Annotated in this window: 26 protein-coding genes; 14 read left to right on the top strand and 12 right to left on the bottom strand. The window is 58.6% G+C overall.

Features of this window, described 5'->3' with window-relative positions; translation table 11 throughout:
• Positions 1–15: 15 nt before the first annotated feature.
• Both ACZ1GS_RS04655 and ACZ1GS_RS04650 read right to left on the bottom strand, forming a co-directional pair.
• A complete protein-coding gene (locus tag ACZ1GS_RS04655; protein ID WP_472697324.1) occupies positions 16–414 on the bottom strand; it encodes a hypothetical protein in 399 nt (132 codons plus the stop codon).
• Positions 404–958 carry a hypothetical protein gene (locus ACZ1GS_RS04650; protein ID WP_472697323.1) on the bottom strand — a complete coding sequence of 185 codons (555 nt, stop codon included), beginning with the start codon at positions 956–958 and terminating at the stop codon, positions 404–406. Before ACZ1GS_RS04650 ends, ACZ1GS_RS04655 begins: the two co-directional genes overlap by 11 nt.
• Positions 959–1,253: 295 nt before the next feature.
• Between ACZ1GS_RS04650 and ACZ1GS_RS04645 the strand changes: the two genes are divergently transcribed.
• Both ACZ1GS_RS04645 and ACZ1GS_RS04640 read left to right on the top strand, forming a co-directional pair.
• A complete protein-coding gene (locus ACZ1GS_RS04645) occupies positions 1,254–1,772 on the top strand; it encodes a thermonuclease family protein (protein ID WP_472697322.1) in 519 nt (172 codons plus the stop codon).
• 206 nt (positions 1,773–1,978) lie between these two features.
• Positions 1,979–2,575: a hypothetical protein gene (locus ACZ1GS_RS04640; protein ID WP_472697321.1), complete on the top strand. Its 597-nt coding sequence runs from the start codon at positions 1,979–1,981 to the stop codon at positions 2,573–2,575.
• 44 nt (positions 2,576–2,619) lie between these two features.
• Here ACZ1GS_RS04640 and ACZ1GS_RS04635 read toward each other — a convergent pair whose 3' ends face one another.
• From ACZ1GS_RS04635 to ACZ1GS_RS04625, 3 genes are all read right to left on the bottom strand, one after another.
• Positions 2,620–2,880: a DUF2442 domain-containing protein gene (locus tag ACZ1GS_RS04635; RefSeq protein ID WP_472697320.1), complete on the bottom strand. Its 261-nt coding sequence runs from the start codon at positions 2,878–2,880 to the stop codon at positions 2,620–2,622.
• Positions 2,861–3,106, bottom strand: coding sequence for a DUF4160 domain-containing protein (locus ACZ1GS_RS04630; RefSeq protein ID WP_472697319.1), 246 nt, complete (start codon positions 3,104–3,106; stop codon positions 2,861–2,863). Before ACZ1GS_RS04630 ends, ACZ1GS_RS04635 begins: the two co-directional genes overlap by 20 nt.
• Positions 3,107–3,215: 109 nt before the next feature.
• Positions 3,216–3,365, bottom strand: coding sequence for a hypothetical protein (locus ACZ1GS_RS04625; RefSeq protein ID WP_472697318.1), 150 nt, complete (start codon positions 3,363–3,365; stop codon positions 3,216–3,218).
• A 448-nt stretch (positions 3,366–3,813) separates the two neighbouring features.
• Here ACZ1GS_RS04625 and ACZ1GS_RS04620 point away from each other — a divergent pair, with 448 nt between their 5' ends.
• Positions 3,814–4,383, top strand: coding sequence for a hypothetical protein (locus tag ACZ1GS_RS04620; RefSeq protein ID WP_472697317.1), 570 nt, complete (start codon positions 3,814–3,816; stop codon positions 4,381–4,383).
• 152 nt (positions 4,384–4,535) lie between these two features.
• On the opposite strand, the gene ACZ1GS_RS04615 is transcribed toward ACZ1GS_RS04620, so the two are convergent.
• The 6 genes from ACZ1GS_RS04615 to ACZ1GS_RS04590 all read right to left on the bottom strand — a co-directional run bounded on the left by ACZ1GS_RS04615 (position 4,536) and on the right by ACZ1GS_RS04590 (position 11,195).
• On the bottom strand, positions 4,536–5,690 hold the full coding sequence (locus ACZ1GS_RS04615; RefSeq protein WP_472697316.1) for a YaaC family protein: 1,155 nt from the start codon (positions 5,688–5,690) through the stop codon (positions 4,536–4,538).
• 20 nt (positions 5,691–5,710) lie between these two features.
• The gene (locus ACZ1GS_RS04610) at positions 5,711–6,769 is read right to left on the bottom strand and encodes a ribonucleotide-diphosphate reductase subunit beta (RefSeq protein ID WP_472697315.1); all 1,059 of its coding nucleotides are present in this window, start codon (positions 6,767–6,769) and stop codon (positions 5,711–5,713) included.
• A 20-nt stretch (positions 6,770–6,789) separates the two neighbouring features.
• On the bottom strand, positions 6,790–7,842 hold the full coding sequence (locus tag ACZ1GS_RS04605; protein ID WP_472697314.1) for an acyltransferase family protein: 1,053 nt from the start codon (positions 7,840–7,842) through the stop codon (positions 6,790–6,792).
• 131 nt (positions 7,843–7,973) lie between these two features.
• Positions 7,974–8,276 (bottom strand): hypothetical protein, encoded by a 303-nt coding sequence (locus ACZ1GS_RS04600; RefSeq protein ID WP_472697313.1) that lies wholly within the window; start codon positions 8,274–8,276, stop codon positions 7,974–7,976.
• Complete coding sequence (locus ACZ1GS_RS04595; RefSeq protein WP_472697312.1) at positions 8,251–10,332, bottom strand: ribonucleoside-diphosphate reductase subunit alpha; 2,082 nt, start codon at positions 10,330–10,332, stop codon at positions 8,251–8,253. Before ACZ1GS_RS04595 ends, ACZ1GS_RS04600 begins: the two co-directional genes overlap by 26 nt.
• Positions 10,333–10,850: 518 nt before the next feature.
• A complete protein-coding gene (locus tag ACZ1GS_RS04590; protein WP_472697311.1) occupies positions 10,851–11,195 on the bottom strand; it encodes a hypothetical protein in 345 nt (114 codons plus the stop codon).
• Between the two features lie 194 nt (positions 11,196–11,389).
• Here ACZ1GS_RS04590 and ACZ1GS_RS04585 point away from each other — a divergent pair, with 194 nt between their 5' ends.
• Genes ACZ1GS_RS04585 through ACZ1GS_RS04575 form a run of 3 tightly spaced genes read left to right on the top strand, consistent with a single transcriptional unit; the run spans position 11,390 to position 14,936 of the window.
• Entirely contained in the window at positions 11,390–12,448 is a 1,059-nt protein-coding gene (locus ACZ1GS_RS04585) for a patatin-like phospholipase family protein (RefSeq protein WP_472697310.1), read from the top strand.
• A 15-nt stretch (positions 12,449–12,463) separates the two neighbouring features.
• A complete protein-coding gene (locus tag ACZ1GS_RS04580) occupies positions 12,464–13,990 on the top strand; it encodes a fumarate hydratase (RefSeq protein ID WP_472697309.1) in 1,527 nt (508 codons plus the stop codon).
• A gap of 28 nt (positions 13,991–14,018) precedes the next feature.
• The gene (locus ACZ1GS_RS04575; RefSeq protein WP_472697308.1) at positions 14,019–14,936 is read left to right on the top strand and encodes an EamA family transporter; all 918 of its coding nucleotides are present in this window, start codon (positions 14,019–14,021) and stop codon (positions 14,934–14,936) included.
• On the opposite strand, the gene ACZ1GS_RS04570 is transcribed toward ACZ1GS_RS04575, so the two are convergent.
• Entirely contained in the window at positions 14,931–15,761 is an 831-nt protein-coding gene (locus ACZ1GS_RS04570) for an SDR family NAD(P)-dependent oxidoreductase (protein ID WP_472697307.1), read from the bottom strand. The two genes, ACZ1GS_RS04575 and ACZ1GS_RS04570, sit on opposite strands and share 6 nt — an antisense overlap.
• Positions 15,762–15,862: 101 nt before the next feature.
• Here ACZ1GS_RS04570 and ACZ1GS_RS04565 point away from each other — a divergent pair, with 101 nt between their 5' ends.
• From ACZ1GS_RS04565 to ACZ1GS_RS04530, 8 genes are all read left to right on the top strand, one after another.
• Complete coding sequence (locus tag ACZ1GS_RS04565; RefSeq protein WP_472697306.1) at positions 15,863–16,132, top strand: hypothetical protein; 270 nt, start codon at positions 15,863–15,865, stop codon at positions 16,130–16,132.
• Between the two features lie 181 nt (positions 16,133–16,313).
• Positions 16,314–18,383 carry a TonB-dependent receptor plug domain-containing protein gene (locus ACZ1GS_RS04560; protein ID WP_472697305.1) on the top strand — a complete coding sequence of 690 codons (2,070 nt, stop codon included), beginning with the start codon at positions 16,314–16,316 and terminating at the stop codon, positions 18,381–18,383.
• 51 nt (positions 18,384–18,434) lie between these two features.
• A complete protein-coding gene (locus tag ACZ1GS_RS04555; protein ID WP_472697304.1) occupies positions 18,435–20,243 on the top strand; it encodes an ABCB family ABC transporter ATP-binding protein/permease in 1,809 nt (602 codons plus the stop codon).
• An 89-nt stretch (positions 20,244–20,332) separates the two neighbouring features.
• On the top strand, positions 20,333–22,120 hold the full coding sequence (recQ, locus tag ACZ1GS_RS04550) for a DNA helicase RecQ (RefSeq protein ID WP_472697303.1): 1,788 nt from the start codon (positions 20,333–20,335) through the stop codon (positions 22,118–22,120).
• Entirely contained in the window at positions 22,117–22,482 is a 366-nt protein-coding gene (locus ACZ1GS_RS04545) for a hypothetical protein (RefSeq protein WP_472697302.1), read from the top strand. The genes recQ and ACZ1GS_RS04545 overlap by 4 nt, the downstream gene beginning before the upstream one ends.
• A gap of 103 nt (positions 22,483–22,585) precedes the next feature.
• Positions 22,586–23,014: a protein tyrosine phosphatase family protein gene (locus ACZ1GS_RS04540; protein ID WP_472697301.1), complete on the top strand. Its 429-nt coding sequence runs from the start codon at positions 22,586–22,588 to the stop codon at positions 23,012–23,014.
• 8 nt (positions 23,015–23,022) lie between these two features.
• Positions 23,023–24,030 carry a hypothetical protein gene (locus ACZ1GS_RS04535; RefSeq protein WP_472697300.1) on the top strand — a complete coding sequence of 336 codons (1,008 nt, stop codon included), beginning with the start codon at positions 23,023–23,025 and terminating at the stop codon, positions 24,028–24,030.
• A complete protein-coding gene (locus ACZ1GS_RS04530) occupies positions 24,027–24,374 on the top strand; it encodes a TonB family protein (protein ID WP_472697299.1) in 348 nt (115 codons plus the stop codon). The genes ACZ1GS_RS04535 and ACZ1GS_RS04530 overlap by 4 nt, the downstream gene beginning before the upstream one ends.
• Positions 24,375–24,377: the final 3 nt, after the last annotated feature.

The following is a 24,377-nucleotide window of genomic DNA, read 5'->3' as shown; positions in this document are numbered from 1 at the left end:
CCCACCACGCCCCCATCAGGCAGACCGCGCCGCGCCCCGGGTCGCGAACCAGGCGAGCAGGAACAGCAGCGCCCAGACCCCGTCGATCATCGCGGCGTAAAACAGCGCGCCTTCCGCCAGCCGGCCGATGCTATAGAGCCACATCGTCGAACTGAAAAAGGCGAGCTTCCCCAGCACCCCAAGCAGCATCAGCGGCCGATAGCGCAGCGGATCAATCGCGATCATCGCGTAGAGCAGCTGGAACACCAGCGCAGCGCCGAGAAAGCCGTAGTAAAATTCCGGATGGGAGATCGCCGGCGGCAGGGTCGCACTATAATCCGCCTCGCCGAACAGGCCCGGCGCCAGCACGGTCACACCGAACAAGGCGGCCAGCGCGAACAGGATGCGAGTGATGGATAGCGCGTTAAAGGTCACAGTCTAGACCCCCTTGCTTGGCGCATTTCGCCGGCCCATCATCCCCGCTATCAGGGCGCGGCGTGACCCGGTAAAGATGCGCCAGGACCGATAAAAGCGCTTTATTATCAGGCATTTGCTGAACTCCCACATAGCGCCGATCATAGAGTATCGGGCGATAGCGGCCAAGCCGGACGCGCTGAAACAGCCGGGCCAGTGTGACCTTCCGCTTGCCCCGATCCGCGCCCTTTTCAGACTCCGGACCGGCGAGAACATGGTCCCACGCCGCCGCGAAATCAGCCGCTTCCGGCCTGCGGCGCAGGCGATAGGCGCTTTCGCGGCTCATCCCGACCCGCGCCGCCGCCGCTTTCACACAGCGCGTTTCCGCCAGATACCCAATAAACGCCGCCTGCCGCCGCGGCGTCCACCCATCCCGCCGCCCGCGCAGTTCGGCTGGCGTAAACGCCGGAATCCACCCAATCCGCCGCTGCTGCACCACCGCGCTGCGCGGATCGGGCGTCGCACGCGGCGGGGCGGATTGCGGGGCAGGTGGTCGATGGGCCATGGCGCGATTAAGCCATGAAACGGGCTGTGTAGGAAAGGGTTTTTTGGGGGTGGTGGGAGGTGGTGGGGGTTGCCGACCAGCATGGCTGCCATCCCCGACCCCACACCACCATGCCCGCTCCCCTCCCCGCCATCGGCATCCCCCTCTCCGTCATCCCCGCGAAGGCAGGGATCCAGCGGGTTGCGCGCGGCTTCTCTGGGTTCCCGACTGCGCGGGAATGACGGAAGCGGTCCAGCCGCGCTCCGTGGGACGACGCCTTAGCCTTTCCTCAACATCCGTCCGGTACTTTCTTCTGATGAGCCGGAGCACCGTCACACCCTTTCGCCAGCTGCCCAAAAGTGGCGGCCATGCAACTGTCGGGTGGCCCGCCTTTGTGATCATCACGCTCGCGGCATGCTCCGCCCTGTTTGCCACCATCTGGTATAGCGGCGGACCGCCAGCCTCGCAGAGCGCCGCAATCGATCCGCACCGCGCGAGCTTCGGGGTCTGCTTTGGCGCGGTTCGCACCAATTGTGTGGTCGACGGCGATACCTTCTGGTTTGCAGGCCGCAAGATCCGCATCGCCGATATCAACACCCCGGAAATTTCCAGCCCCGGCTGCGCTGCCGAGAAACAGCTCGGTGAGCGCGCAAAGATGCGGCTGCTGGGATTGCTCAACGCCGACCGATTTGCGCTGCAATCCATCGACCGCGACCAGGACAAATTTGGCCGCGACCTGCGGATCGTTACGCGCAATGGCAAAAGCCTGGGCGCGCAGCTGGTGGACGAAGGGCTGGCGGAAGAATGGCAAGGCTATAAACGGGACTGGTGCTGAACGAACGGGTTGCCATACTCGCTGCCCGCCACTGATCATCCCCACGGCCCCTCCCGTCATCCCCGCGAAGGCGGGGATCTAGCGGGTGTGCGCGGCCTCTCCGGGTTCCCGCTTGCGCGGGAATGACCGCTTGTGGTGGCCCGACGCTATGCCCCCTCTCTGTTGCGGATATGGACCCGGGCGGTGCGATCCGATAGGTCGTTGATATGACGGACTTATACACCTGGAACCCGATGCCGCACCGGGTCGCCGTAAGCTGCCCGGGCTGTGCCAGGGAGGCGGTTTTTGAGTTTGCGGAACGGATCCAGATCGGACGGCGGGAAGATATTCCCTATTTCCAAAACTCGCGCCATTTTGACTATGAAAAGGCGACGCGCGGATCCGTCGGGCTCCATCACTATGCCTGGTATTATCACGGCCTGGGCCGCGGGCAGCTGGATGCTATTGCCGATTTGCCGGCACCCTATGATCCGTCCTTATGGGCGCATAGCGAATATCTCTATCGCGGGCATGGCACGGATCGGGGCACGCTTTATTGCACGGCCTGTGATTGGCGACGCAAACATGTGTTGCACTGGCCGGACGACGCCTATTTCGCGATAGCCTATAAGGACAGGATGCTCTGGGCGTTCAACCGCGCAATGGCGCAGGAACTGATGGTCTTTATTGACTCTGACGACCGCGATTTCAGCCAATTCAGCTATGGGTCATCCTTCAGGAAAATACCCAAGCATTTTTTGTCAGCCAAGGCGCGAAGCCAGGTGGTGAAAAAACTCGCGGCGAAAATCCAGCAACCCATATAAGCACGGTCGTTTGGGAGTGCGTTGCCGATGGCCGCCCGCCATCATCACTCCGCTGCCACATCCCCGGATCGCGTGACATCGCCCCGCCCTTTGAGCAGGCCGGCGATCGAAATATCCTCGTCAATCTCTTCCCAGTGCAGGCCGGACCGGCTCAACTCGACCTTTTCGCGCTGTTCGGGCGAGGCGTGCAGCAGGCGGGGGAACCAGGCCAGCGGAATGCCAAGCGTGCGCCCGTCTTCCAGGGTGACCCAGAAACTGTGTTCGTCAAACCGCACGGCGGTCGGTTCAGGCGGAAAAGAAGTCATGCCATTCTCTTTCAATGTCATCGCGCCGTTCCTCTATAACCGGAATCAGCTGTGAAAGCACCCGGGCTGGAAATCCGCGATTGAACGCCACACGCACATCCGGATCAAGCCAGAATTTGGCATTGTCCCTGCCCTTGCGAACGTGGATGTGCAGCGGTTCGCGGGGAGAGCCCTCATTGGCATAAAAGTGGAAACGATAGCCCTTCCAGATGAAAACTTTCGGCACGCAGAGCCCCCGGCAATTCCTTTTTATCAGGACTAGGCCAATTGCCGAGTCAGATCACCCGCGCCGCGACCGATTGGCCGGCACTATCAAGTGCTTCCACCCCAACCCCTCACCAGACCGCGCCCCAGAGGTCCATGGCCAGGCCGGCGAGCCAGATCATGTGGGCGAGCAGGGCCACGGCGCAGAACAGCCACAGGGCGACGAAGCGGGAGATGCGGCGCAGGCGGGTGCGGAAGGTGGACCAGCGGGGTTTTTTCATGACGGGCCTCCTGCTTGCGGGGGAGGCAGAACGCCCGGCGGGCAGAGCCGGGTGTTTAGAACCCTGCACTGTCGTCAGAGCGCCGCCGTCTTTAAGCGGAGCTCTGGACATGCACGACGGCCACCCGGCCGTTATGAATAACGACCGGCGACAGTGTTGCTTGAGGTTCTAAAGCCTCACGACAGGAATTGGCCTGCCGCACCGACGGGTTTAGCCGATGGGGGTGCGGTTGGGAAGAGTGGTGGTGGGGGGTGGTTTTGACTTTTGCGGTCGGGGGTTGTGATGACCCTCGCACTCGTCGTGCTGAACTTCTCATACATCGTCATCCCCGCGCAGGCGGGGATCTAGCGGGTTCGCGCTGCCTCTCTGGGTTCCCGCTTGCGCGGGAATGACGGTAGGAAAATCCGGCAGCCTGTTCTAAACCCTTGCCAGATTTGGAGATTTCACCATGCGCAAACCCGCATCCGTCAACGCCCTCACCGATCTGGGCCGCGTGCGCCTGTCGCCGCATTTTTTCATGCGCGACATGCTTTATTCGGAGATTGCCAATCTGCACGGGGTGCCCAATATTCCCGATGATCCTGATCTGGCGATTGCCGCCGGAACCCGGCTGTGCACGGATTTGCTCGAGCCGCTGCAGGATCAGTTCGGCCGCATCACAATCCGCTCCGCCTATCGCAGCGCGGCGGTCAATCAGCTCGGCAATGACCAGCAACGGGCTGGCAAGGCGGGCTATAATTGCGGCTCCAACGCGTCAAATGCCGCGGCCCATATCTGGGATCAGCGGGATGCCAATGGCCATATGGGCGCGATGGCCTGTATTGTGATTCCGGCGTTCTGGGACGCGCATGGCGAAGAGCCGGGCGGCTGGACCAAGCTGGCGCGGTGGATTGATGCCAATCTGCCCTATAGCTCGCTCTATTTTTTCCCGCATTATTGGGCGTTTAATATTGGCTGGCATGAACAGCCGGAACGGCGGGTGGATAGCTATGTCGAACCGAAGGGGCGGTTGATTTAGGGTTAGAGGTATCGGACGAGATGGCGACGACCCACGCTATTCGTCATGCTGAACTTGATTCAGCATCCATTTACCCTCTTGATGCAGCTCTGCAGTTTCAAGATGGATCCTGAAACAAGTTCAGGATGACGAGGGAAAGGTTTACTAGGATTTCAATGATCGTATATTTGCCACACCCTTGTCATTTCCGACATCGCTAGTAGTGGAACTCTATCTTGTGCAACGGAAATAAGCTCCGTTGAGGCTAGCGCCAACGCGGATGAAAGTGAAACATCCTTCATCCAATGGTCAGGGTAGTAACGAGCATAATTACCTAGGATATAAAGAGAAACATAAAATAGGCCAAATTCGTTCAAACTGTCATTCGAGGAAAAAAATAGTATTTCTTCTGCTCGAAGTTGGGTAGCCATAGGATAGTGCCCACCATAACGAACGTCACTTATCTTGTCCTTCTGAGTAATAACACACCCATTTTCCATCAGTTTTATATCCAAAGATGGGATATTGGCAGGATGAAATTCAACTTTAGAGTAAAACGCTTCCAATTGCTTTGGTTCAGCTGGTTGAACAATAGTTGATTGAGTAATATTATTATTCTTCAAATCTTGAATGACAGAGTACGAACCTCTCACCAAATCCGATACCAAGCCATGATGTGACATAGTATTAGATAGTTCGGGTATTGATTTAAGGCAGTCCAAAAGTGTTAACCCGTTTATTGGCATCTTCTTCGGCGTGACATCTATAGGATGCGCCCAAACTCCGTGGCCTACTTTTGTAGTCAAGTTGTCTAAAATACTCGTCTGTTTTCCAGACAAAGGAGTTTCACGGCTTGAGTTATGCCACAGCTCAAAAGTACCTTTTCGATTGCTACCAGTTTTCATCGGAACGGCTCGAAGCATTGATGCACTCTGAGACAATTCTGGAAACGAACTCGTCTTTCCATCGACTTTTAGCACCAAGCCATGATGCGCATTTTCTCCTCTTGCTGCGTCCAGACTAGCGATACCTTTATTTTTCAGTAGTATTTCTGCCAGCGCTAGGCTCATTATGCCATAATATAGCAGCAAGGGCTGGGTAGCGATGGATACCGAATTTGCCGCCAGAAAGTACTCTTCCGCTTGTCTTATGCAAAAACCAATTTGCTCCGCTTGTTTTTTTACATTTCTCTTCTGGTCACTCGGAGGATCATGAAGCGCCTGCAATCTTGACGCCGTAAAAGTCGCATTTTGAAAAGCCCTCAATCCAGACCAAGCATACCTGCTTACATCACGAGCGCGAACCGGAGCGGAATCAGTAATGATCATTCTTTAGTCTTTAGATACCCCTACTCCGCAGCAACCCCCGCCGCTTCGAACATATCTTCGCCATCATCATCATTATCGGTATCCTCGATGCCGATAATCTTGCCGCCCTTGCGCTGGTCGAAGCTGTCCCACACTTCGTTCCAGTTGCCGCGGGTCGCGCCTTTGGAATATTCGGTGGCGCGGGTTTCGAAGAAATTGGCGTGTTCGACACCGTTGAGCAGCGGCGCGAGCCATGGCAGCGGGTGGTCTTCGATCATGTAGATCGGCTGGAAGCCGAGCTGGCCGAGGCGCCAGTCGGCGATGTAGCGGATATAGCGCTTGATTTCCTTGGCGGTCATGCCGGTCACCGGGCCGTCGCTGAATGCGAGGTCGATAAACGCGTCTTCGAGCCGCACGGTTTTCTGGCAGCAGTCGATAATCTCTTCCTTGACATTCTTGGTCAGGCAGTCGCGTTCCTGGACGAAGGTGTGGAACATTTTGACAATGCCTTCGCAGTGCAGGCTTTCGTCGCGGACCGACCAGGAGACGATCTGGCCCATGCCCTTCATCTTGTTGAAGCGCGGGAAGTTCATCAGCATCGCGAAGCTGGCGAACAGTTGCAGGCCTTCGGTAAAACCGCCGAACATCGCCAGCGTCTTGGCAATATCTTCATCGGTGTCGACGCCGAACGTGCCCATATAGTCGTGCTTGTCCTTCATTTCCTCATATTCGAGGAACATCGAATATTCGCTTTCCGGCATACCGATCGTGTCGAGCAGATGCGAATAAGCGGCGATGTGGACGGTTTCCATGTTGGAGAAAGCGGTCAGCATCATCTTGACTTCGGTCGGCTTGAACACGCGGCCATATTTGTCGTGATAGCAATCCTGCACCTCGACATCGGCCTGGGTGAAGAAGCGGAAAATCTGGGTCAGCAGATTGCGCTCGTGATCGGTCAGCTTTTGCGCCCAGTCGCGGCAATCCTCGCCGAGCGGCACTTCTTCCGGCATCCAGTGGATCTGCTGCTGGCGTTTCCAGAAGTCATAGGCCCAGGGATATTCAAACGGCTTGTAGGTCTTGCGGGCTTCTAAAAGGGACATGTGGAACTCCTATCCGGCGACTAAGTGGTTGATACAGGGTGCGGTTGCGCACGAGGCGTGATCCGCTTGGCGAGGTTGATAAAGCGCTGTTCGAAATGATAAGTCGATACGTGCGCAAGGGCAAAAGTGGCCGCGAAAAGCAGCGGCCGCTTGAGATATTTTTCCAGCGTCTCGCCCGAACCCAACCATGTGTGGTCGAGCATCACGTGAAAGACATAGAGCGCGTAGGAAATTTTGGCAATATAGGCCGCCGGCCGCGAGCACAGCAGGGTCTGCGCCCAGACCGGCACGTGCCACAGCGTGACCCCGACCATCAGCGCGATCGCATAGGGCCGGGCATAGGCCAGCGGGGTATAGAGAAAATAGGTGCAGACCAGCGCGAGGGCGACGGCGACATAGAAATTGACCCGGCTGAACAGGGTGATCGCCTTGGGCCCGAAAGCACCGAGATAGATGAGCGCGACAATCGAACCGGCGAGAATTTCGTCGACCCGGTGCCAGGTGACAATGCTGATCGTCTCGCCCGCGCCAATGCGCAGGCCGGTGACCAGCACCGCGCCGACCGGCAGCAGATAGAGCCCGCGCTTGCCGAGCAGCGCGACGATCAATGCCGCTGCGAGATAGAATTGCGCCTCGACGCACAGGCTCCACAGATGCTCGCCCGCGGGTAGCAGACCGGCCGGCGGGATATTGGCGAAGAACAGCAGGTTGGCGGCCAGGTCGCCGGTGCTGCGGGTGTCGCCGGCGGCAAAATAGAGAATGATCATCGCCAGCCAGGCGAGCGGAATGATCCGCAGGATGCGGCGGATCAGAAACGGCATCGGCTCGGGCCGGTCAAACAGGAAGCGGGTGATCAGGAAGCCCGAGAGAACAAAGAAAATCGCCATGCCGCCAGCAGCCGAGGATTCGTTACCGCCGGGCAGGATCGGATTGATCGGCAGCAAATGGCCAGCCATGACCAGCAGGATGCACAAAGCCCGCCAGCCATCGAGCACCGCCAGCCGGTTCTCACCGGCCGACAGCGTCGGGTCTACCGGTGCGGCAGACGGATTGGCTGTGGCTGTCTTCAACATGAAATATACTAAACCTTATTTTTCCGATCCGTCCGATTGCTTTGACGGGCCCGGATTGCCGGAATTTCCCACTGCGGGAAAACGGCCCCCTCCCCTAAAGGAGCAAATCGGGAGGGGGCAGTGGGCAAACTCTAGATCACCAAACCAGCTCCCAATCCTGCGGCGATGCCAATCACGAAAAACAGCAGCGCTCCCATGATCATATTCTGCTGGAAACTCTTGTGCGGACCGATGAAATCGGCTTCGGGATCCTTGCCTTGCCCCGCCGCAAATTTCTGCTTCCGCTCGTCAAACTTGGCTTGAACGCCGGGCGTCGTGTAGAGCCAGGCGAGAAACGGTCCACCGAGTATCGCCATGAGAATGCCCATGCCGAAGCCCATCAGACCGCTCCGCCCATGCTCTGCGTTTCTACTGACATGCGAGGCATTCGTCATAGTCGGTGGTCTCTGCCGTCATCAGTTCGACCGTTTTCGGGTCGAGCGTGTTGTCGGCTTCGACACCGCCGCCGGATACGCCTTCTTCGGTATTGGCAAAGCCGGCGCGCTGGATCGATTTCGAGCGCAGATAATAGAGCGACTTGATGCCCAGCTCCCACGCCCGGAAATGCAGCATCAGCAAATCCCATTTGTCGACATCCGCCGGAATGAACAGGTTCAGCGACTGCGCCTGGTCAATATAGGGCGTGCGATCGGCGGCGAGTTCGAGCAGCCAGCGCTGATCAATCTCGAAGCTGGTCTTATACGCGTCTTTCTCTTCCTGGCTGAGGAAGTCGAGATGCTGGACACTGCCGCCCTGCTCAAGGATCGAATTCCAGATATTGGTGCTGTCCTTCGATTTGTCCTGCAGCAGTTTTTCGAGATGCGGGTTCTTGACCACGAAGCTGCCCGAGAGCGTCTTGTGGGTATAGATGTTCGCCGGGATCGGCTCGATACAGGCCGAGGCACCGCCGCAGATGATCGAGATTGACGCCGTCGGCGCGATCGCCATCTTGCACGAGAAGCGCTCCATCACGCCCTGATCCGCAGCATCGGGACACGGTCCGCGTTCCTTGGCGAGCATCATGCTGGCTTCGGAAGCTTTCGCCGAAACATGCTTGAAGATCTTCATATTCCACGATTTTGCGAGCGCGCTTTCAAAGCCGAGGCCACGCGCCTGCAAGAAGCTGTGAAAGCCCATCACGCCGAGACCGACCGACCGTTCGCGGCTCGCGGAATATTTCGCCCGCGCCATTTCGTCCGGCGCGCGGTCGATATAATCCTGCAGGACATTGTCGAGGAAGCGCATCACGTCCTCGATAAAGTCCTTGTCCACCGACCACTCATCCCATTTTTCGAGATTGAGTGAGGACAGGCAACACACTGCCGTTCTGTCCTCACCCAGATGATCGCGACCCGTCGGCAGTGTAATTTCGGAACACAGGTTGGACGTCGAGACTTTCAGACCCAGATCGCGGTGATGCTTCGGCATCATCCGGTTCACCGTGTCGTTGAAGATGATATAGGGCTCGCCCGTTGCCAGCCGGGTTTCGACCAATTTCTGGAACAGCGACCGCGCGTCAACCGTGCCGCGAACCGAGCCGTCCTTGGGCGACTTGAGATCCATTTCACGACCGTCACGGACCGCTTCCATAAATTCGTCGGTCAGCAACACGCCATGATGGAGGTTGAGCGCCTTGCGGTTAAAGTCACCGGACGGCTTTCTGATCTCGAGAAATTCTTCAATTTCCGGATGATCAATGTCGAGATAGCAAGCCGCAGATCCGCGCCGCAGGCTGCCCTGCGAGATGGCCAGGGTCAGGCTGTCCATGACCCGCACGAACGGGATGATGCCCGAGGTCTTGCCGTTCAGGCCAACCGGCTCGCCAATACCGCGGACACTGCCCCAATAGGTGCCAATGCCGCCGCCCTTCGAGGCCAGCCAGACATTCTCGTTCCAGGTGTTGACGATCCCGCCGAGGCTGTCGTCGACGCTGTTGAGATAACAGGAAATCGGCAAGCCGCGGCCGGTGCCGCCATTGGACAGCACGGGCGTTGCCGGCATGAACCAGAGCTTCGAAATATAATCATAGAGCCGCTGCGCGTGATCCTGATCATCGGCATAGGCATCGGCGACCCGTGCGAACAGATCCTGGAAACTTTCATCCGGCAGCAAATAGCGGTCCTTCAATGTCTCCTTGCCGAAGTCGGTCAGCAGGTCATCGCGGGACTCGTCCTGAACGATCGTGAACCGGCGCGCCTCGACGCTATGGCTGTCGCGCTCCGCTTTCAGTTCCTTTTCGTCATTTTTCTTTTCTGCGGCGGCCTCAGCGGCGGCTTTCTTATTTGTCTTCGGCGCAGCCTTGCTCGCTTCCGGTTCTTTTACCGGCGCTGCCTTTTCCGCTTTATTGTCGGCTTTGTCTTTTGGCGTATCTAGAACTTCTGCGCCCATATCACTCTCACTCATATCGCTACCATTATTGTCGGCGTCTGCCCGACTGTCTCTGAAGTCCATTAATGCCCCCTAATCACACTCTACCAACACTGCCTATCGGCTATGGCCAACAAGCGCTTTCGGGTCATTCTGCGGACTTTTTTGTTCTTGTCTTGTTCGACTCGGAACATGGTCCAAGGCCGAAGGTCTGACACTAACATTTTTACCGTCTCAATGGGCAGATATTTTTGCCCGAAAAACCCAAAAAATCTCTTGCGATTTGGCGCAAAGGGAGCCGTCCACCGAGTCGGTGTTACAGGCGAGTAATACTATACGTTGGTGTGCCCCCTTGGCCTAACCACAACCTATAGTGGCTGAACTGAAATTTTATGCAAGAGGGTAAATGACATTTTAACGACTCCATTCATCGTATAAATGAATCGCTTCGTCGACGGCCATTTTATGCTGCAGCGCAGCGACGCGTGGACCTGCTAAGGCTGTAGAATAGTGCAAGAGCTTAGGTCAAAATTTACAAAAAATCTATCCACAGTGGATGCACAGGCCAGAATGTCAATTTTGTGACACCATATCTGGTGTTTTCAGACTTTGGCGCGCTGCGGCCCCAATAACAGGGCGGTGACATTTCCACCCGACGAAATGCTGTGAAACAGAAGATAGGCCGACAGAAAAAACATGCCGCCGAAAAAAGCAAACAGGCCCAGAATCAATCCGGAAATCGAGAAATGATGCCGCCAGCTCACCCACAGGGCGGACAGGATCAGGAAGCACATAAAGTCGAAATTGAACTGACCCGGCCAGCCCATCGCCATCATGTCACCGAAAAAGACTGGCAGAAGATTGAGCCCATGCGCCGATATGGTCACCGCCGTATACCCCAATATCGTCACGAAAATCACGATCATCAAAATCCGAAAAGCCAGCATAGCATCCCCCTGTTGTTCCGGCGCTCCATTTGATTCGGCCCTATCGGACTTTTGCCAACCCGACAATTACCTCCCGGATAGGCCGCGCCGCGCGGGCCTGTCTCACGCCCAAAACCCGACCATAGCTGCAAAAGCAAACGTTTCGTGATAAGAAGATCGCGGGGCAGGACTGAAGAAAATCAGGAGGATAGCCCATGCCCAACCGATCCCGCTCCAGCGAACTGGCCGTAGTTCTTTCCGGTGGTGGTGCCAAAGGCGCATTCCAGGTTGGTGTGCTCGATGAGCTGATCACCAACCGCAAAGTGACAGTCGACATATTTGCCGGCGTGTCGACCGGTGCGATTCAGGCGCTCGGTGGTGCGATGAATGATATGCCCGGCCTGCTCGAACAATGGCTGACCATCCGGGGCAATGGTGATATCTACAAGAAGCGCCCACTGGGTGTCGCCGGGGCCGCCTTCGGTGCGGATTCAATCTATGATGCCAATCCGCTCAAACGCAAACTCAACGCCTATGCCGATCCCGCGAAACTGAAACGCGCGCGCCGCAAGTTGCGGGTCGGCACGGTCAGCCTCGCCACCGGCAATTATGTCGAGATTGACGAGAAAAACCCCGATATCGGCGACTGGGTCTATGCGTCCAGCGCCCAGCCGCCGTTTTTCCAGCCGCTCAAGACGAAGGATGATCAGGGCGTCACCGAACAATGGGTCGATGGCGGGGTCCGCAATATTACGCCGCTGCGCACCGCGATGCATTTGCGGCCGCGCGCCTTGCTCGTCATTCTGGCCGCGCCGCCCGAACCGGTGGTCGAGCCCGGCCGGACCTATGACAATCTGATCGCGATTGGCCTGCGCTCGGTGGGCATCCAGACCAGCGAGGTTGCGATGAATGACATTGGCAACGCCATGCTGATCAACGATCTGATCGCAGCGCGCGAGGCGCAGTTTCACCAATTGATGACCATGGGGCTGACTAGCGCCCAGATTGCGACGGCGCTGATGCCGCTCGACAGCCAATTGGCGCGCTATCGCTTTGCGCCGATCCGCATTATCGCGCCGCCGCCCGGCTTTGACGATGCCGACACGCTCGATTTCAAACCGGCGAAGATCTCGCGCGGCAATCGCGGCGGGCCGCGAAGCGGTCATCGATCAATGGCCGTCGCTCAAAATGTTTCTCGGATTGTAACGACAGCACAATCACTTGCCCGGCTCCGTCCTTTCAGCCAAAAGGCTCCCGGATCGCTTAGCCTTTGATATTCCGGAGCCACAATGACCGTCACGATAAAACAAGCCGACCTGATCGAAAGCGTTGCCGATGCGCTGCAATTTATCTCCTATTATCATCCGATGGATTATATCCGGGCGCTGGGCGACGCTTATGAAGCCGAACAATCGCCCGCGGCGAAGGATGCGATCGCGCAAATCCTGACCAATTCCAAAATGTGTGCGGAAGGCCATCGGCCGATCTGCCAGGATACCGGGATCGTTAACGTCTTTGTCAAATGGGGCATGGATTGCCAGCTCGACGAAACCGCGCAATCAATGCAGGAGCTGGTCGATGAAGGTGTCCGCCGCGCCTATCTGCACCCGGAGAACAAGCTGCGCGCGTCGATCTTGACCGACCCCGCCTTCACCCGGCGCAACACCAAGGATAATACGCCCAGTGTCCTGCATGTCGAAATGGTCCCCGGCAATAGGGTGTCTGTAGATGTGGCAGCCAAGGGCGGCGGCTCGGAAAACAAGTCCAAGTTCAAGATGATGAACCCGTCGGACAATATTGTCGACTGGGTGCTCGAGATGATCCCGCAAATGGGCGCCGGCTGGTGCCCGCCCGGCATGCTCGGCATCGGCATTGGCGGAACGGCGGAACGCGCGGTGTTGCTCGCCAAACAATCGCTGATGGACCCGATTGACATGGGCCAGTTGAAAGAGCGCGGGCCGCGCACTGATATCGAAGAATTGCGCATCGAAATATTCGACAAGGTCAACGCGCTCGGTATTGGCGCACAGGGCCTTGGCGGCCTGTCGACGATCCTCGACGTCAAGATCAACGACTGGCCCTGTCACGCCGCCGGCAAGCCGGTGGCGATGATCCCCAATTGCGCGGCGACCCGGCATGCACATTTTACGCTGGACGGCTCCGGCCCCGCCTATCTCGAACAACCCAAGCTCGACGAATGGCCGGATGTCCAATGGGCGCCGTCGGCCGAAGCCAAGCGTGTGCATCTCGATCAGCTTGATGCCGCCGAAGTGGCGAGCTGGAACCATGGCGACCGGCTGCTGCTCAACGGCAAGATGCTGACCGGCCGCGATGCGGCGCACAAACGGATCAAGGACATGCTCGACAAGGGCGAAGAGCTGCCGGTCGAATTTCGCGGACGGGTGATCTATTATGTCGGTCCGGTCGATCCGGTGGGCGAGGAAGTGGTCGGTCCGGCCGGCCCCACCACCGCCACCCGGATGGACAAGTTCACCGACATGATGCTCGAACAGGGTCTGCTCGCCATGGTCGGCAAGGCCGAGCGGGGTCTGGATACGGTCGGCTCGATCAAGAAGCACAAGAGCGCCTATCTGATGGCCGTCGGCGGCAGCGCCTATCTGGTGTCGCGGGCGATCAAGGGCTCGAAGGTTGTCGGCTTCGCGGATCTCGGCATGGAAGCGATTTACGAATTTGAGGTCCAGGACATGCCAGTCACCGTCGCGGTGGATGCCGAAGGACAAAGTGTCCACCATCTGGCGCCGCTGGTATGGCAGGAAAAGATCAAGAACGAGGGCTTGCTCCAACCCGCCGAATGATCTTTTCCGACACCGATAAGCAACCGATTTGATCATTCCGATCTGGATCCCGGCAGCGCTGCTGGCGGCGCTTTTTCTCGCCTGGCGGATGGCGGTCCAGCAACGCATCCGCTCGGAAATGTCGGTCAATGCCGCCGCGCTGTCGCGCTTCTTCTTCGGCTGGCCGATCGCTTGCGCGATGCTGGCCACCTACATGATGGCCACCGATCGCACCGCCCTGCCCAGCCTGCCCGCGGCCTTCTGGTGGTTTGCCTGGGCCGCCGGTTTCGCTCAGATGCTGGCGACCAACCTGATCATCATGTCCTTCGGTTTTCGCAATCTCGTCAGCGGCACTGCCTATATGAAGACCGAAACCCTGATCGTTGCGCTGCTCGGCTGGGTGATCCTTGGTGAAACACTGGCTCCGCTCGCCTGGCTGGGCATTGCCATTGCCTTTGTCGGCATCCTCTCGGTTTCGATCGAAGGCGGTGCCAAAGGCCTGTGGCAGTGGGTGCGCGGACTGAAGCAACCCGCGGCACTGACGGGCCTGAGCGCGGGTTTGCTGTTCGCGCTGACGGCGATCTTCATCAAGCAATCGGCCAACAGCATCGCCGGTGTCGAGCGGACCTATGCGGGGCTGATCGTACTGACCGCGGTGCTCGGATTCCAGGCGCTGATGCAGGGCAGCTATGTGCTGGCGCGCGAGCCCGACCAGTTCCGCGCGATGCTGGTCCGCTGGCGCGTAACCGCGCAAGTCGGCGTGCTCGCGGCCACCGCTTCGGCCGGCTGGTTCATCGCCTATGCCCATGCGCCAGTGGCGCTGGTCGGGATCGTCGGCCAGACCCAGATTCTCTACACGCTCGGCTTCGGGCGATTCTATCTCAAGGAACCGCTGGGCCGCAACGAGCTGACCGGAATCATGCTGGTCGGTCTGGGGGTTATTCTGGCTCTCGCATCCAGCCTATGATCCGTCTTTCGCCGCGTCGCGCATACGCTGCACGGCGATCTGCACATCCGCGGACTCATCGCCGTCATGCCGGGGCGCATAGCGGGCAAAAGCCGCTTCGAGCTCGTCATAGCGTTCGTGAAAGCGCACCATATTATAGGAATGGCTGACGCAATAATAAGCGTCAGCGGCCATTTGCTCGACGATCTTGCCGGCAAAAATATCGGTATCCATCGCTTCCGGTGCGGTGGCGTTAAACTCGGAGATTTCGGAGCGGACCCAGCCCGGAATGATCACCCCGGTGGTCAGCCAGTCCGGCGCTTCGCGGCGCAGCACCTCCATCAGACCGAAAACCGCGTGCTTGCTTGAAACATAGGCACCGCCGCCAAAAGGAAAGGCGTTGAACAGCGCATTTTCCGATGCGACCGAATAGATAGCGGCGGGCTGTTCTTCCGCCAGAAAGCGTTTGCCGAACACCGATATACCGTTCCACACGCCCCAGTAATTGACGTCGAACAAGGCGCGCGCCTCAGCCAGATCGGTCTTGATCACCGACTTCATCGCGCCGCCAATGCCGGCATTGCTGATCAGCATATCCGCCCGGCCATTTTCAGCCCAGGCAAAATCGGCCAGCGCCTCCATATCCTTGAGCTGCGTGACATCACCCACCAGATATTTGACATCCATGCCCAAGCTGACCAGGCTGTCCACTGCTTCCCGCAACCGATTTTCGCGCGGTTCGAACAGGATGAGCCGCGCGCCGGATCCGCCCATTTCCTTGGCCAGCGCAAAACCGATTCCGGTCGCGCCGCCGGTGATGACAACGGTCTTGCCTGCAAATTCCATCCTGCTCTCCTCCAGCGGGTTCACTGTCACCTGAAAACCACCATCACAATTTATCGCGCGGCGTCCCTGACAATGGCTGCAAGACATCCTATAGGATAAACATGCTGGTTTTCATCATCTTTATCTGCGGCATCGGCAATTTCGCGATGCACAAGGCGATGATGGACAGCAATCATCCGATGATCACCGAGGCGCGCGGCAGTTTCTCCAAATTTCTGGGGCCTTATGGCAGCTATATATTGGAATTTATCATGCTCGCGGCGGCACTGATCTTTGCCAATATGGGCATGATCAGTTCGGTGATCTTCTATGGCATCTATACCCTGGCCAACGGGGCGGGTGCGTGGTTCCTGTTTTCAAACAAACCTTAAGACTGAAGCGGTTATGATCGAGATTGCGTTCGGCAAAGCTGTTGGTCCGACTACAGATGTAGTTTATCGAAAGCTGGTTTCGGCTGAAACCAACTGCCCATAGCAGCCGTTCCAGATAAATAGATTACACAAACGTGAGCAGATCCGGCGGGGGGATAATTTGAAAAACGGGAATTGGGGGTTGTCCCTTGTCTTTGCGGGAAGCTTGCTGGCATCGGCAGCCATGCCGACCGCGGCATGGGCGCAAGAGGATAATGGCAGTGCGACCAGTCTCGAACCGCGGACGGAAAATGATCGGCAAATCTATGATGTCGTGCAATTTGGGCGATTCAACCCCAGAACCGCCCTCGACATTGTCCGGCAAGTCCCCGGTTTCACCATCGACACCGGCGACAGCGATGCCCGCGGGCTCGGTCAGGCGGATGAAAATGTTCTGATCAACGGCGCGCGCATTGCCGGCAAGAATAATGACGCCTTCACCGTCCTCGGCCGCATTTCGGCCAGCACCGTGTTGCGAGTGGAAATTGTCGACGGCGCCACGCTCAGCATTTCCGGTCTCTCGGGGCAAGTGCTCAATCTGGTCACCAGCAGCACCACATCCACCGGTATCAGCGGCAATTTCAAATGGCGGCCGCAATGGCGCCGGGCGGGCAATAACTGGTTTGCCGGAGAAGCGTCGATCAGCGGCAAGCTCGGCAAAGGCGATTTCACCCTGGCGGTTGAAAATGATGCGTTTCGCAACGGTGCGCAAGGCCCGGAACGGATTACCGATCGCTTTGGCAATCTTCTGTTTGAACGCGATGAAATCGCCCGCGTCCGCGGCGACCGGCCGGTGATCAACGCATCCTATAGCCGGACCAGCGAAGCCGGTTCCGTGTTCAACGCCACCGCAGAATATGGGCTTAACCGGTTTCGCCAGAAAGTGCGCACGATCCGGACCGAAGCCGGTCAACCGGATCTGCTCGAACCCTTTGTCGGAACCGAACGCGAATGGAACGCCGAATTCAGCGCCGACTATGAATTTGATCTCGGTGGGGGTCGGCTCAAACTGATCGGCCTGCAACGGCTGGAGCACAGCCCGACAATCGATGAATTCAATCAGACCCTCACCGACGGCACCACCATATTGATCGGCAATCGCTTTGACCGCACGGTCGACGAGGGTGAATCCGTTTTGCGGGCAGAATATGGATGGAAGACCGGCGGCGGGACCGACTGGGGCGTCAGTCTCGAAGGGGCTTATAATTTTCTCGAGAGCGAAGCCGAGCTGACGATTTTCCAGGACGGCCTGTTCCAGCCGCGGGCCCTGGACAATGCCAATACCAGGGTGACGGAAAAAAGAGGCGAATTCATAACCACCTATGGCCGGCCCCTGTCGGATAATCTCACCATCCAGGCCGCGCTTGGCGGGGAGTATAGCGAAATCAGCCAGGGCGATCTCAGCCGCTCTTTCGTCCGCCCCAAAGGATCGGTTGCCTTCGCCTGGAAGCCGGCCAATGATCTCGATTTCAGTTTCAAACTATCGCGCGAAGTCGACCAGTTGAACTTTTTCGATTTCATCGCCTCGGTGGAAGTGTCCAACGATGTGGTCGATTCCGGCAACCCGCAACTTGTGCCGCCGCAGAAATGGCGCGCCGAGCTGGAAGCCACCAAGACATTGGGCGCCTTCGGATCGGCGACCCTTACCCTATTTGGAGAAAAGATCAGCGATATTGTCGACACGGTCCCGATCTCGGCCACCGCCGAAGCGCGGGGCAATCTCGACAGTGCCGATCGCTATGGTGTCGAACTGGTATCAAGTCTTTTGCTCGATCCGTTGGGATTGCGCGGGGTCAAGATCGATATCGAAGCCGAATATGTCGAAAGCCAGGTGCGCGATCCGTTGACCGGGCTGAACCGGCGGATCGGTTTCGATGACATTTACAGCTATGAGGTTTCCCTGCGCCACGATATCCCCAATAGCGACTGGGCTTGGGGCGCGGGAATCGAGAATTTCGATGATGTTGGCAATATCCGGCTCGACCAGATCGCGGATTTTGACACGCTTGCGCCCTATTCCTGGGTCTTTGTCGAGCATAAGGATGTTTTCGGTCTGACGGTGAACGCCAATCTTGGTAATCTTTTCAATCGGGTAGACCGGTTTACCCGGACGGTTTACGAGGATCGCCGCGATGGCCCGATTGCCTTTGTCGAAGACCGGCGTCGCAAATTCGGGCTGATCTACCGCCTGACGATCAGCGGTAGTTTCTAGCGGCGTCCGCAGCGGATAGACTTTCCGGCAGCGTGGCCCTACATCGGTGACATGCCGCCCGATTACAGCACCAAGGGTCAGATCGACCCGCCGATGATTCCGACCTTGCGCCGCTTTCTGCCCTATTTGTGGCCGAAGGGCGAGCCGACCCTGCGTCTGCGCATCGTCGTGGCCGGACTGCTGGTGCTCTGCGCCAAGGCAGCCATTCTCTCGATGCCCTTTGCCTATAAGACAATCGTTGATGGCATGACCGAGGGTACGGTCGCCACATTGACCGTACTGCTCAGCTTTGTCGCCGCTTACGGCCTGGCGCGTTTCGGCCAGGTCATGTTCGACAATATGCGCAATATTGTGTTTGAAAAAGTCGGCCAGGAAGCCGCCCGGCGTCTGGCGACCAATGTGTTCAACCATCTCCACCAGTTGTCGCTGCGCTTTCATCTCAACCGGCGCACCGGCGAGGTTACCAAGGTCATTGAACGCGGCACCAAGAGCATCGACATCATGCTCTATTTCCTGCTGTTCAATATCGCGCCGACGATGATCGAGCTGATCGCGGTGCTGGTGATCTTTCAGATCAAATTCGGCTTCGGACTGGTTGCGGCCACGGTGGCGATGGTGGCGATCTATATCCTGTTTACCCGCAAAGTCACCGACTGGCGCAACGCGCTGCGCGCCGAGATGAACGATATGGACACTCGCGCCATCGGGCGGTCTGTCGATGCGCTGTTAAACTATGAAACGGTCAAATATTTTACCGCCGAAAAACGCGAGGGCGACCGCTATAATCGCGCGATGCAGGACTGGGCGGATGCCGCTGTCAAATCGGAAAATTCCCTTGGTCTGCTCAATATCGGCCAGTCGCTGATCACCAATGCGACGATGATCGGGGCGATGGGATATAGTGTTTACGGCTGGAGCCAGGGCCTGTTGACGGTTGGCGATCTGGTGCTGGTCAATACGCTGCTGATGCAATTGTTCCGGCCGCTCGATCTGCTCGGCATGGTCTATCGCACAATCCGGCAGGGGCTGGTGGACATGGATGCGATGTTCAAGCTGATCGACACCGATCCCGAAGTGCGCGATCGGCCCGATGCAACGCAACTGACCGTCTCTTCCGGGGAAGTCGCCTTCGACAAAGTCGGCTTTTCCTATGAAAAGGATCGCACGATCCTGCAGGAACTCAGCTTCACGGTACCCAGCGGCGGGACGCTGGCGATTGTCGGTCCGTCCGGAGCCGGCAAATCGACCATCGCGCGGTTGCTGTTCCGCTTTTACGATCCGCAGTCCGGCGGGATTGTCATTGATGGCCAGAATATAGCCACAGTGACCCAGTCCAGCCTGCGCGCCGCGATCGGTATCGTGCCGCAGGACAGCGTCCTGTTTAACGACACGATCGGCTATAACATCGGTTATGGCCGCGATGGCGCGACCCAGGCCGAGATTGAGGACGCGGCCCGCGGCGCCGCGCTGGATGAATTTATCGCCAAACTGCCCGAAGGCTATGATACGCCGGTCGGCGAGCGCGGGCTCAAGCTGTCCGGCGGCGAGAAGCAGCGGGTGGCGATTGCCCGGACATTGCTTAAAAATCCGCCGATCCTGATCCTCGACGAAGCCACATCGGCGCTGGACAGCCGGACGGAAGATGAGATCCAGGCGACACTCGCCCAGATATCGGAGCGCCGAACGACGCTGATCATTGCCCATCGCCTGTCGACGATCACCCATGCCGACGAGATTATCGTGCTGGACCAAGGCCAGATTGCCGAGCGCGGCGATCATCGCAGCCTGCTCGCCAAGGACGGGCTCTATGCGGAAATGTGGCGCCGGCAGGCCGAGGACCGCCAGATGGAAAATGCCTGATCCGGTTCGGGGCCGGATAATGCCAAACAATTTCGGTCATCGCGACTTTTGCGGTTCCGTTCCGCCGTCACTGGGGATAGGACAGAGTGATGACCGAACCCTTGCTGCCGCTGCTCAAATCCACCTTTGGCTTTAGCGCCTTTCGCGGCGTCCAGGATCAGGTGATTGACCGGGTGATGAACGCCCGGAACAGCCTGGCGGTCATGCCCACCGGTGCCGGCAAGTCGCTCTGCTATCAGCTGCCTTCGGTCGCAATGGAGGGCACGGTGGTGGTGATTTCGCCGCTGATCGCCCTGATGCACGACCAGCTGCGCAGCGCCGAGGCGGTCGGTATCCGCGCGGCCACCCTCACCTCGGCCGATGACAACAAGGCGGAAACCATCGCCCGCCTGAAAGCCGGCGAACTGGATCTGCTCTATGCCGCACCCGAGCGCGCGTCCGGCGATCATTTCCGCAATCTGCTGGAGCAAACCAAAGTCGCTCTATTTGCGGTCGATGAAGCCCATTGCGTGTCCGAGTGGGGCCATGATTTCCGGCCGGATTACAGGTTGCTCCGTCCGCTGCTCGACCATTTTCCGGCGGTTCCCCGCCTCGCCCTGACCGCCACCGCCGATGCCCATACCCGCGACGATATTCTCGTCCAGCTCGGCATCCCGCAGGATGGTCTGGTCATCGCCGGCTTTGACCGGCCCAATATTCGCTACAGCATCACCCCGCGCAAGGGGCTGTCCGGGCAATTGTCCGACCTCATTTCGCGGGTGCCCGGTTCCGGCATCATCTATGCCCCGACCCGCAACGCAACCGAGAAAATCGCCGCCCAGATCGCCAAGACGGGCCGGAGCGCGCGGGCCTATCATGCCGGACTCCCGCCCGAAGAACGCCAGCGCAACCAGGCCGATTTTGTTGCCTCCGAGGATATGGTCATGGTGGCCACGATCGCCTTCGGCATGGGGATCGACAAGCCGGATGTCCGCTTTGTGGCTCATGCCGGATTGCCGAAATCGATCGAGGCCTATTATCAGGAAACCGGCCGCGCCGGGCGTGATGGCGATCCGGCCGAAGCCCATATGTTCTGGGGCGCCGAGGATTTTGCCCGGGCGCGGCAACGGCTCGGCGAGGTGGAACAGCATCGCCTCGATAGCGAACGGCAGCGTCTGTCGGCGCTTGGCGGGCTGATCGAAACAGCCGGTTGTCGCCGGGCGGTCCTGCTCCGCCATTTCGGGGAGAACCCGCCCGCGCAATGCGGCAATTGCGACAATTGCCTGAACGCGCCCAAGACCCGCGACGTCACCGAACTGGCGCGGAAGTTCCTCTCGGCGGTCTATCGCACCGGACAGAGCTTCGGGGTCAATCATCTCGAGGCGGTGCTGACCGGCAAGCAGGATGACAAGATACTCTCGCGCGGCCATGATCAGCTGTCGGTGTTCGATATTGTCGGCAGCGACGACGCGCCGCTGATCAAACCGGTCTCGCGCTCGCTGCTGCTGCGCGACGCGCTGCGCAATACCGAGCATGGCGGATTGATGTTCGGGCCCGAGGCGCGGGCGATTCTGAAAGGCGAAACCGACGTTGCAATCGTCGAGCCGCCGGCCCGGGTGCGCAAACAAAGGCGCGGCGGCGCCTCACCCAACCCGGTTGGCGACCCGCTGTTCGATGCGTTGCGGTCCAAGCGGATGGAGCTGGCCAAGGCGCAGGGCGTGCCGCCTTATGTGATTTTTCACGACAGCGTGCTGCGTGACATGACCGGCTTCAAGCCGCGCAGCCTGACCGCGCTCGCCGAACTGCCGGGTATTGGTGCGGCCAAGCTGGAAAAATATGGTGAAGACTTTCTCGCTATCATTCAACAGGTTACCGAAGCACAGGAAGAGAGTGTATGAGGCCTGGTGCCGGTATGATGCTGCCGCTGATGTTGGCATCCGGGTGCGCCGCGCCGCCTGCCCCTGAGCCGTGGACCGACAATTTCGGCACGGTCCGCAGCGCCGCCATTCCCCAGGATGTCCGCGCGTTCATCATCCGGCGCCAGGGCTGCGATCATTTTCGCGGTGAACCTGGCTATAGCCCGGAGCGCCAGAAATTTCTCGATCAGCAGATTACGGACCTCTGCGCCGGCACCGATGCCGAACTGCGCCGGCTGCGCGCGATGCATGAAGACAATCGCGAAGCGATAAGCGCTCTGGCTGACTTTGAGGCCTGTATCGCCTATGATACAGACTGTACCGCAAACCAATCGGAGGATTGAGATGAAAATATTGCTACTCCCTGTCCTCCTGGGCTGCACCGCCTGCACGCAACAGCCAGCCGATAATAGACCCTTGGAAACCGCCCAGAAGGAAGTCCCGTCCATGTTCCGAACGATCACCGAAAAAGTCAGCGTTTCACCGCAAATCACGCTGGACGATGTTGCCGCCGCGAAAGCCGAGGGCGTGACGCTGATCGTCAACAACCGCCCGGATGGCGAAGAACCGGACGCGCCGCAAAGCGCCGATATCGCGGCGGCTGCCAGGGCCGCCGGCATTGACTATGTCGCCATTCCGATCACCCATAGCGGCTTTTCCGCGCCGCAGGTCGATGCCATGATCGAGGCGCTGGCCGGTGCAGACGGCAAGACCCTCGCCTATTGCCGGTCGGGCACACGCTCGACCTTGCTGTGGTCGCTCGCCCAGGCCAAGAAAGGCGTCGCCCCCGATGAAATCGCGCGGCTGGCTGGCAATGCCGGTTATGACATCACACCGATCCGGGCGATGGTCGAAGCCCTGGCCGGCGGGCAATAGCTAGCCGCTTGCCAGCGCGAGAATTGCCGGCGCTTTCGGGATTGAAGATCCGTATCGCAATGGCGGCTACGGTCTCGGTTGTGATGGCCGTTTCTGGCGCGCCGACAGAGGCGGTGCCGATTGCGATCACCGTTGTGGAACCCGAGAAACCTAATGATTTTTCAGAGATATGCACGAAGGCGCTGGCCCGCCCCGAATCCTTCCTGGCGCGGGTCGAGCGGCGCAAATATTCCGATGAGCGGGTTCATGATTTCATCGTTGCATTTCTCCACGGTCGCTATGGCTGCGCCCAAAATGTCGCCTTTTCCTACCGGATTCTCGACCGCCATGTCGGCGATCCGATCCGGCGCGACATTCGCCCGCATGACTATGGCAAATTGCTGTCCCACTATCGCGAAAAGCTGAGCGAGCAGCGGGCCAAAGAGCTGCAAGGCCTGTTGTTCCTCAAGGCGATAGTGGGCGCCGAGGCAGTGCCGGATCTCTGGACGAGCGAGGAAATCGAAACCCTGCTGATCACCGGTGACAATTGGCGATGGGCGGCGGAGGCGGTCCTGCGGGAGAAGGAACCGAGACGCAATACGTTGAGAGACGATCTGCTGATCCGCCATTTGATCGATCCGGTCTCCCCCCTTTACGATCTGGAGAAAGCGACCGAGCTGGTATCGGGTTCCTCCCGGTTCGGCTATCGGATTCGGGTGGCCGAACAGCGGGCCAGAAGAAACCGCGACGATGATGACCTGAGGGCGGCCCGAGCGCTGATGGGCTGGTATTCGCCTTTCGTGCATCGCGCAATTTCTCCGACCGACCGGCAAACAGCACCGCGGGTTTTCGGTGAGATAGTCCGCCTGATGGCCCAGAGTCCGGATGCGGCGTTGCGGACCCGGAGCCAGCAGATTCAAACAACCGGCAATCCCCATGCGGGCACCGGCAGGCGGGCTGAGGACAGGCTCGCCGATTTCAAGAAACCCGCGATCACAATCTCCTGGCCCAAAAATTCGGTCCGCGCCGCACTTTGAGATCGAACAACAGCTATCCCTCCCGCGCCTGGCGAGAGGGCATCGGCGGACGGGTGCAAGTCGCTGCGTTGTTCCTTCCAGACGGCACTTATGGCGGCATGATCACCCTTTCCTCCAGCGGAAGAGCGGACCTGGACGCGGCGACGATGAAAAATCTCGAACGGTATAACCGGCTGAAGCAAAAGGCACTGACCGGTTTTGCTGGCGAATATGTGCAAATTCCCATGCCTGTAGTGGAATGGCATATCCTCGACGAGGATATGCCAGGTGAAGGTGGTGTGTTTGCCAGCGCAGACGGCTTTAAGGTCGTATCAAAGCGGGTCAAACCGATAATATTGGAATGATGA

It is taken from the genome of Parasphingorhabdus sp. W113, assembly GCF_055693205.1.
The sequence above is the reverse complement of the archived record's forward strand: the minus strand, read 5'-3'. Positions and strand labels throughout refer to the sequence as shown.

What these genes read in the sequence shown, in the direction of transcription:
- ACZ1GS_RS04650 (WP_472697323.1), bottom strand. Translation starts at nt 958, where the DNA reads ATGGCCCATCGACCACCTGCCCCGCAATCCGCCCCGCCGCGTGCGACG.
- ACZ1GS_RS04645 (WP_472697322.1), top strand. Translation starts at nt 1,254, where the DNA reads ATGAGCCGGAGCACCGTCACACCCTTTCGCCAGCTGCCCAAAAGTGGC.
- ACZ1GS_RS04640 (WP_472697321.1), top strand. Translation starts at nt 1,979, where the DNA reads ATGACGGACTTATACACCTGGAACCCGATGCCGCACCGGGTCGCCGTA.
- ACZ1GS_RS04635 (WP_472697320.1), bottom strand. Translation starts at nt 2,880, where the DNA reads ATGACTTCTTTTCCGCCTGAACCGACCGCCGTGCGGTTTGACGAACAC.
- ACZ1GS_RS04625 (WP_472697318.1), bottom strand. Translation starts at nt 3,365, where the DNA reads ATGAAAAAACCCCGCTGGTCCACCTTCCGCACCCGCCTGCGCCGCATC.
- ACZ1GS_RS04620 (WP_472697317.1), top strand. Translation starts at nt 3,814, where the DNA reads ATGCGCAAACCCGCATCCGTCAACGCCCTCACCGATCTGGGCCGCGTG.
- ACZ1GS_RS04615 (WP_472697316.1), bottom strand. Translation starts at nt 5,690, where the DNA reads ATGATCATTACTGATTCCGCTCCGGTTCGCGCTCGTGATGTAAGCAGG.
- ACZ1GS_RS04610 (WP_472697315.1), bottom strand. Translation starts at nt 6,769, where the DNA reads ATGTCCCTTTTAGAAGCCCGCAAGACCTACAAGCCGTTTGAATATCCC.
- ACZ1GS_RS04605 (WP_472697314.1), bottom strand. Translation starts at nt 7,842, where the DNA reads ATGTTGAAGACAGCCACAGCCAATCCGTCTGCCGCACCGGTAGACCCG.
- ACZ1GS_RS04600 (WP_472697313.1), bottom strand. Translation starts at nt 8,276, where the DNA reads ATGACGAATGCCTCGCATGTCAGTAGAAACGCAGAGCATGGGCGGAGC.
- ACZ1GS_RS04595 (WP_472697312.1), bottom strand. Translation starts at nt 10,332, where the DNA reads ATGGACTTCAGAGACAGTCGGGCAGACGCCGACAATAATGGTAGCGAT.
- ACZ1GS_RS04590 (WP_472697311.1), bottom strand. Translation starts at nt 11,195, where the DNA reads ATGCTGGCTTTTCGGATTTTGATGATCGTGATTTTCGTGACGATATTG.
- ACZ1GS_RS04585 (WP_472697310.1), top strand. Translation starts at nt 11,390, where the DNA reads ATGCCCAACCGATCCCGCTCCAGCGAACTGGCCGTAGTTCTTTCCGGT.
- ACZ1GS_RS04580 (WP_472697309.1), top strand. Translation starts at nt 12,464, where the DNA reads ATGACCGTCACGATAAAACAAGCCGACCTGATCGAAAGCGTTGCCGAT.
- ACZ1GS_RS04570 (WP_472697307.1), bottom strand. Translation starts at nt 15,761, where the DNA reads ATGGAATTTGCAGGCAAGACCGTTGTCATCACCGGCGGCGCGACCGGA.
- ACZ1GS_RS04565 (WP_472697306.1), top strand. Translation starts at nt 15,863, where the DNA reads ATGCTGGTTTTCATCATCTTTATCTGCGGCATCGGCAATTTCGCGATG.
- ACZ1GS_RS04555 (WP_472697304.1), top strand. Translation starts at nt 18,435, where the DNA reads ATGCCGCCCGATTACAGCACCAAGGGTCAGATCGACCCGCCGATGATT.
- recQ (WP_472697303.1), top strand. Translation starts at nt 20,333, where the DNA reads ATGACCGAACCCTTGCTGCCGCTGCTCAAATCCACCTTTGGCTTTAGC.
- ACZ1GS_RS04545 (WP_472697302.1), top strand. Translation starts at nt 22,117, where the DNA reads ATGAGGCCTGGTGCCGGTATGATGCTGCCGCTGATGTTGGCATCCGGG.
- ACZ1GS_RS04540 (WP_472697301.1), top strand. Translation starts at nt 22,586, where the DNA reads ATGTTCCGAACGATCACCGAAAAAGTCAGCGTTTCACCGCAAATCACG.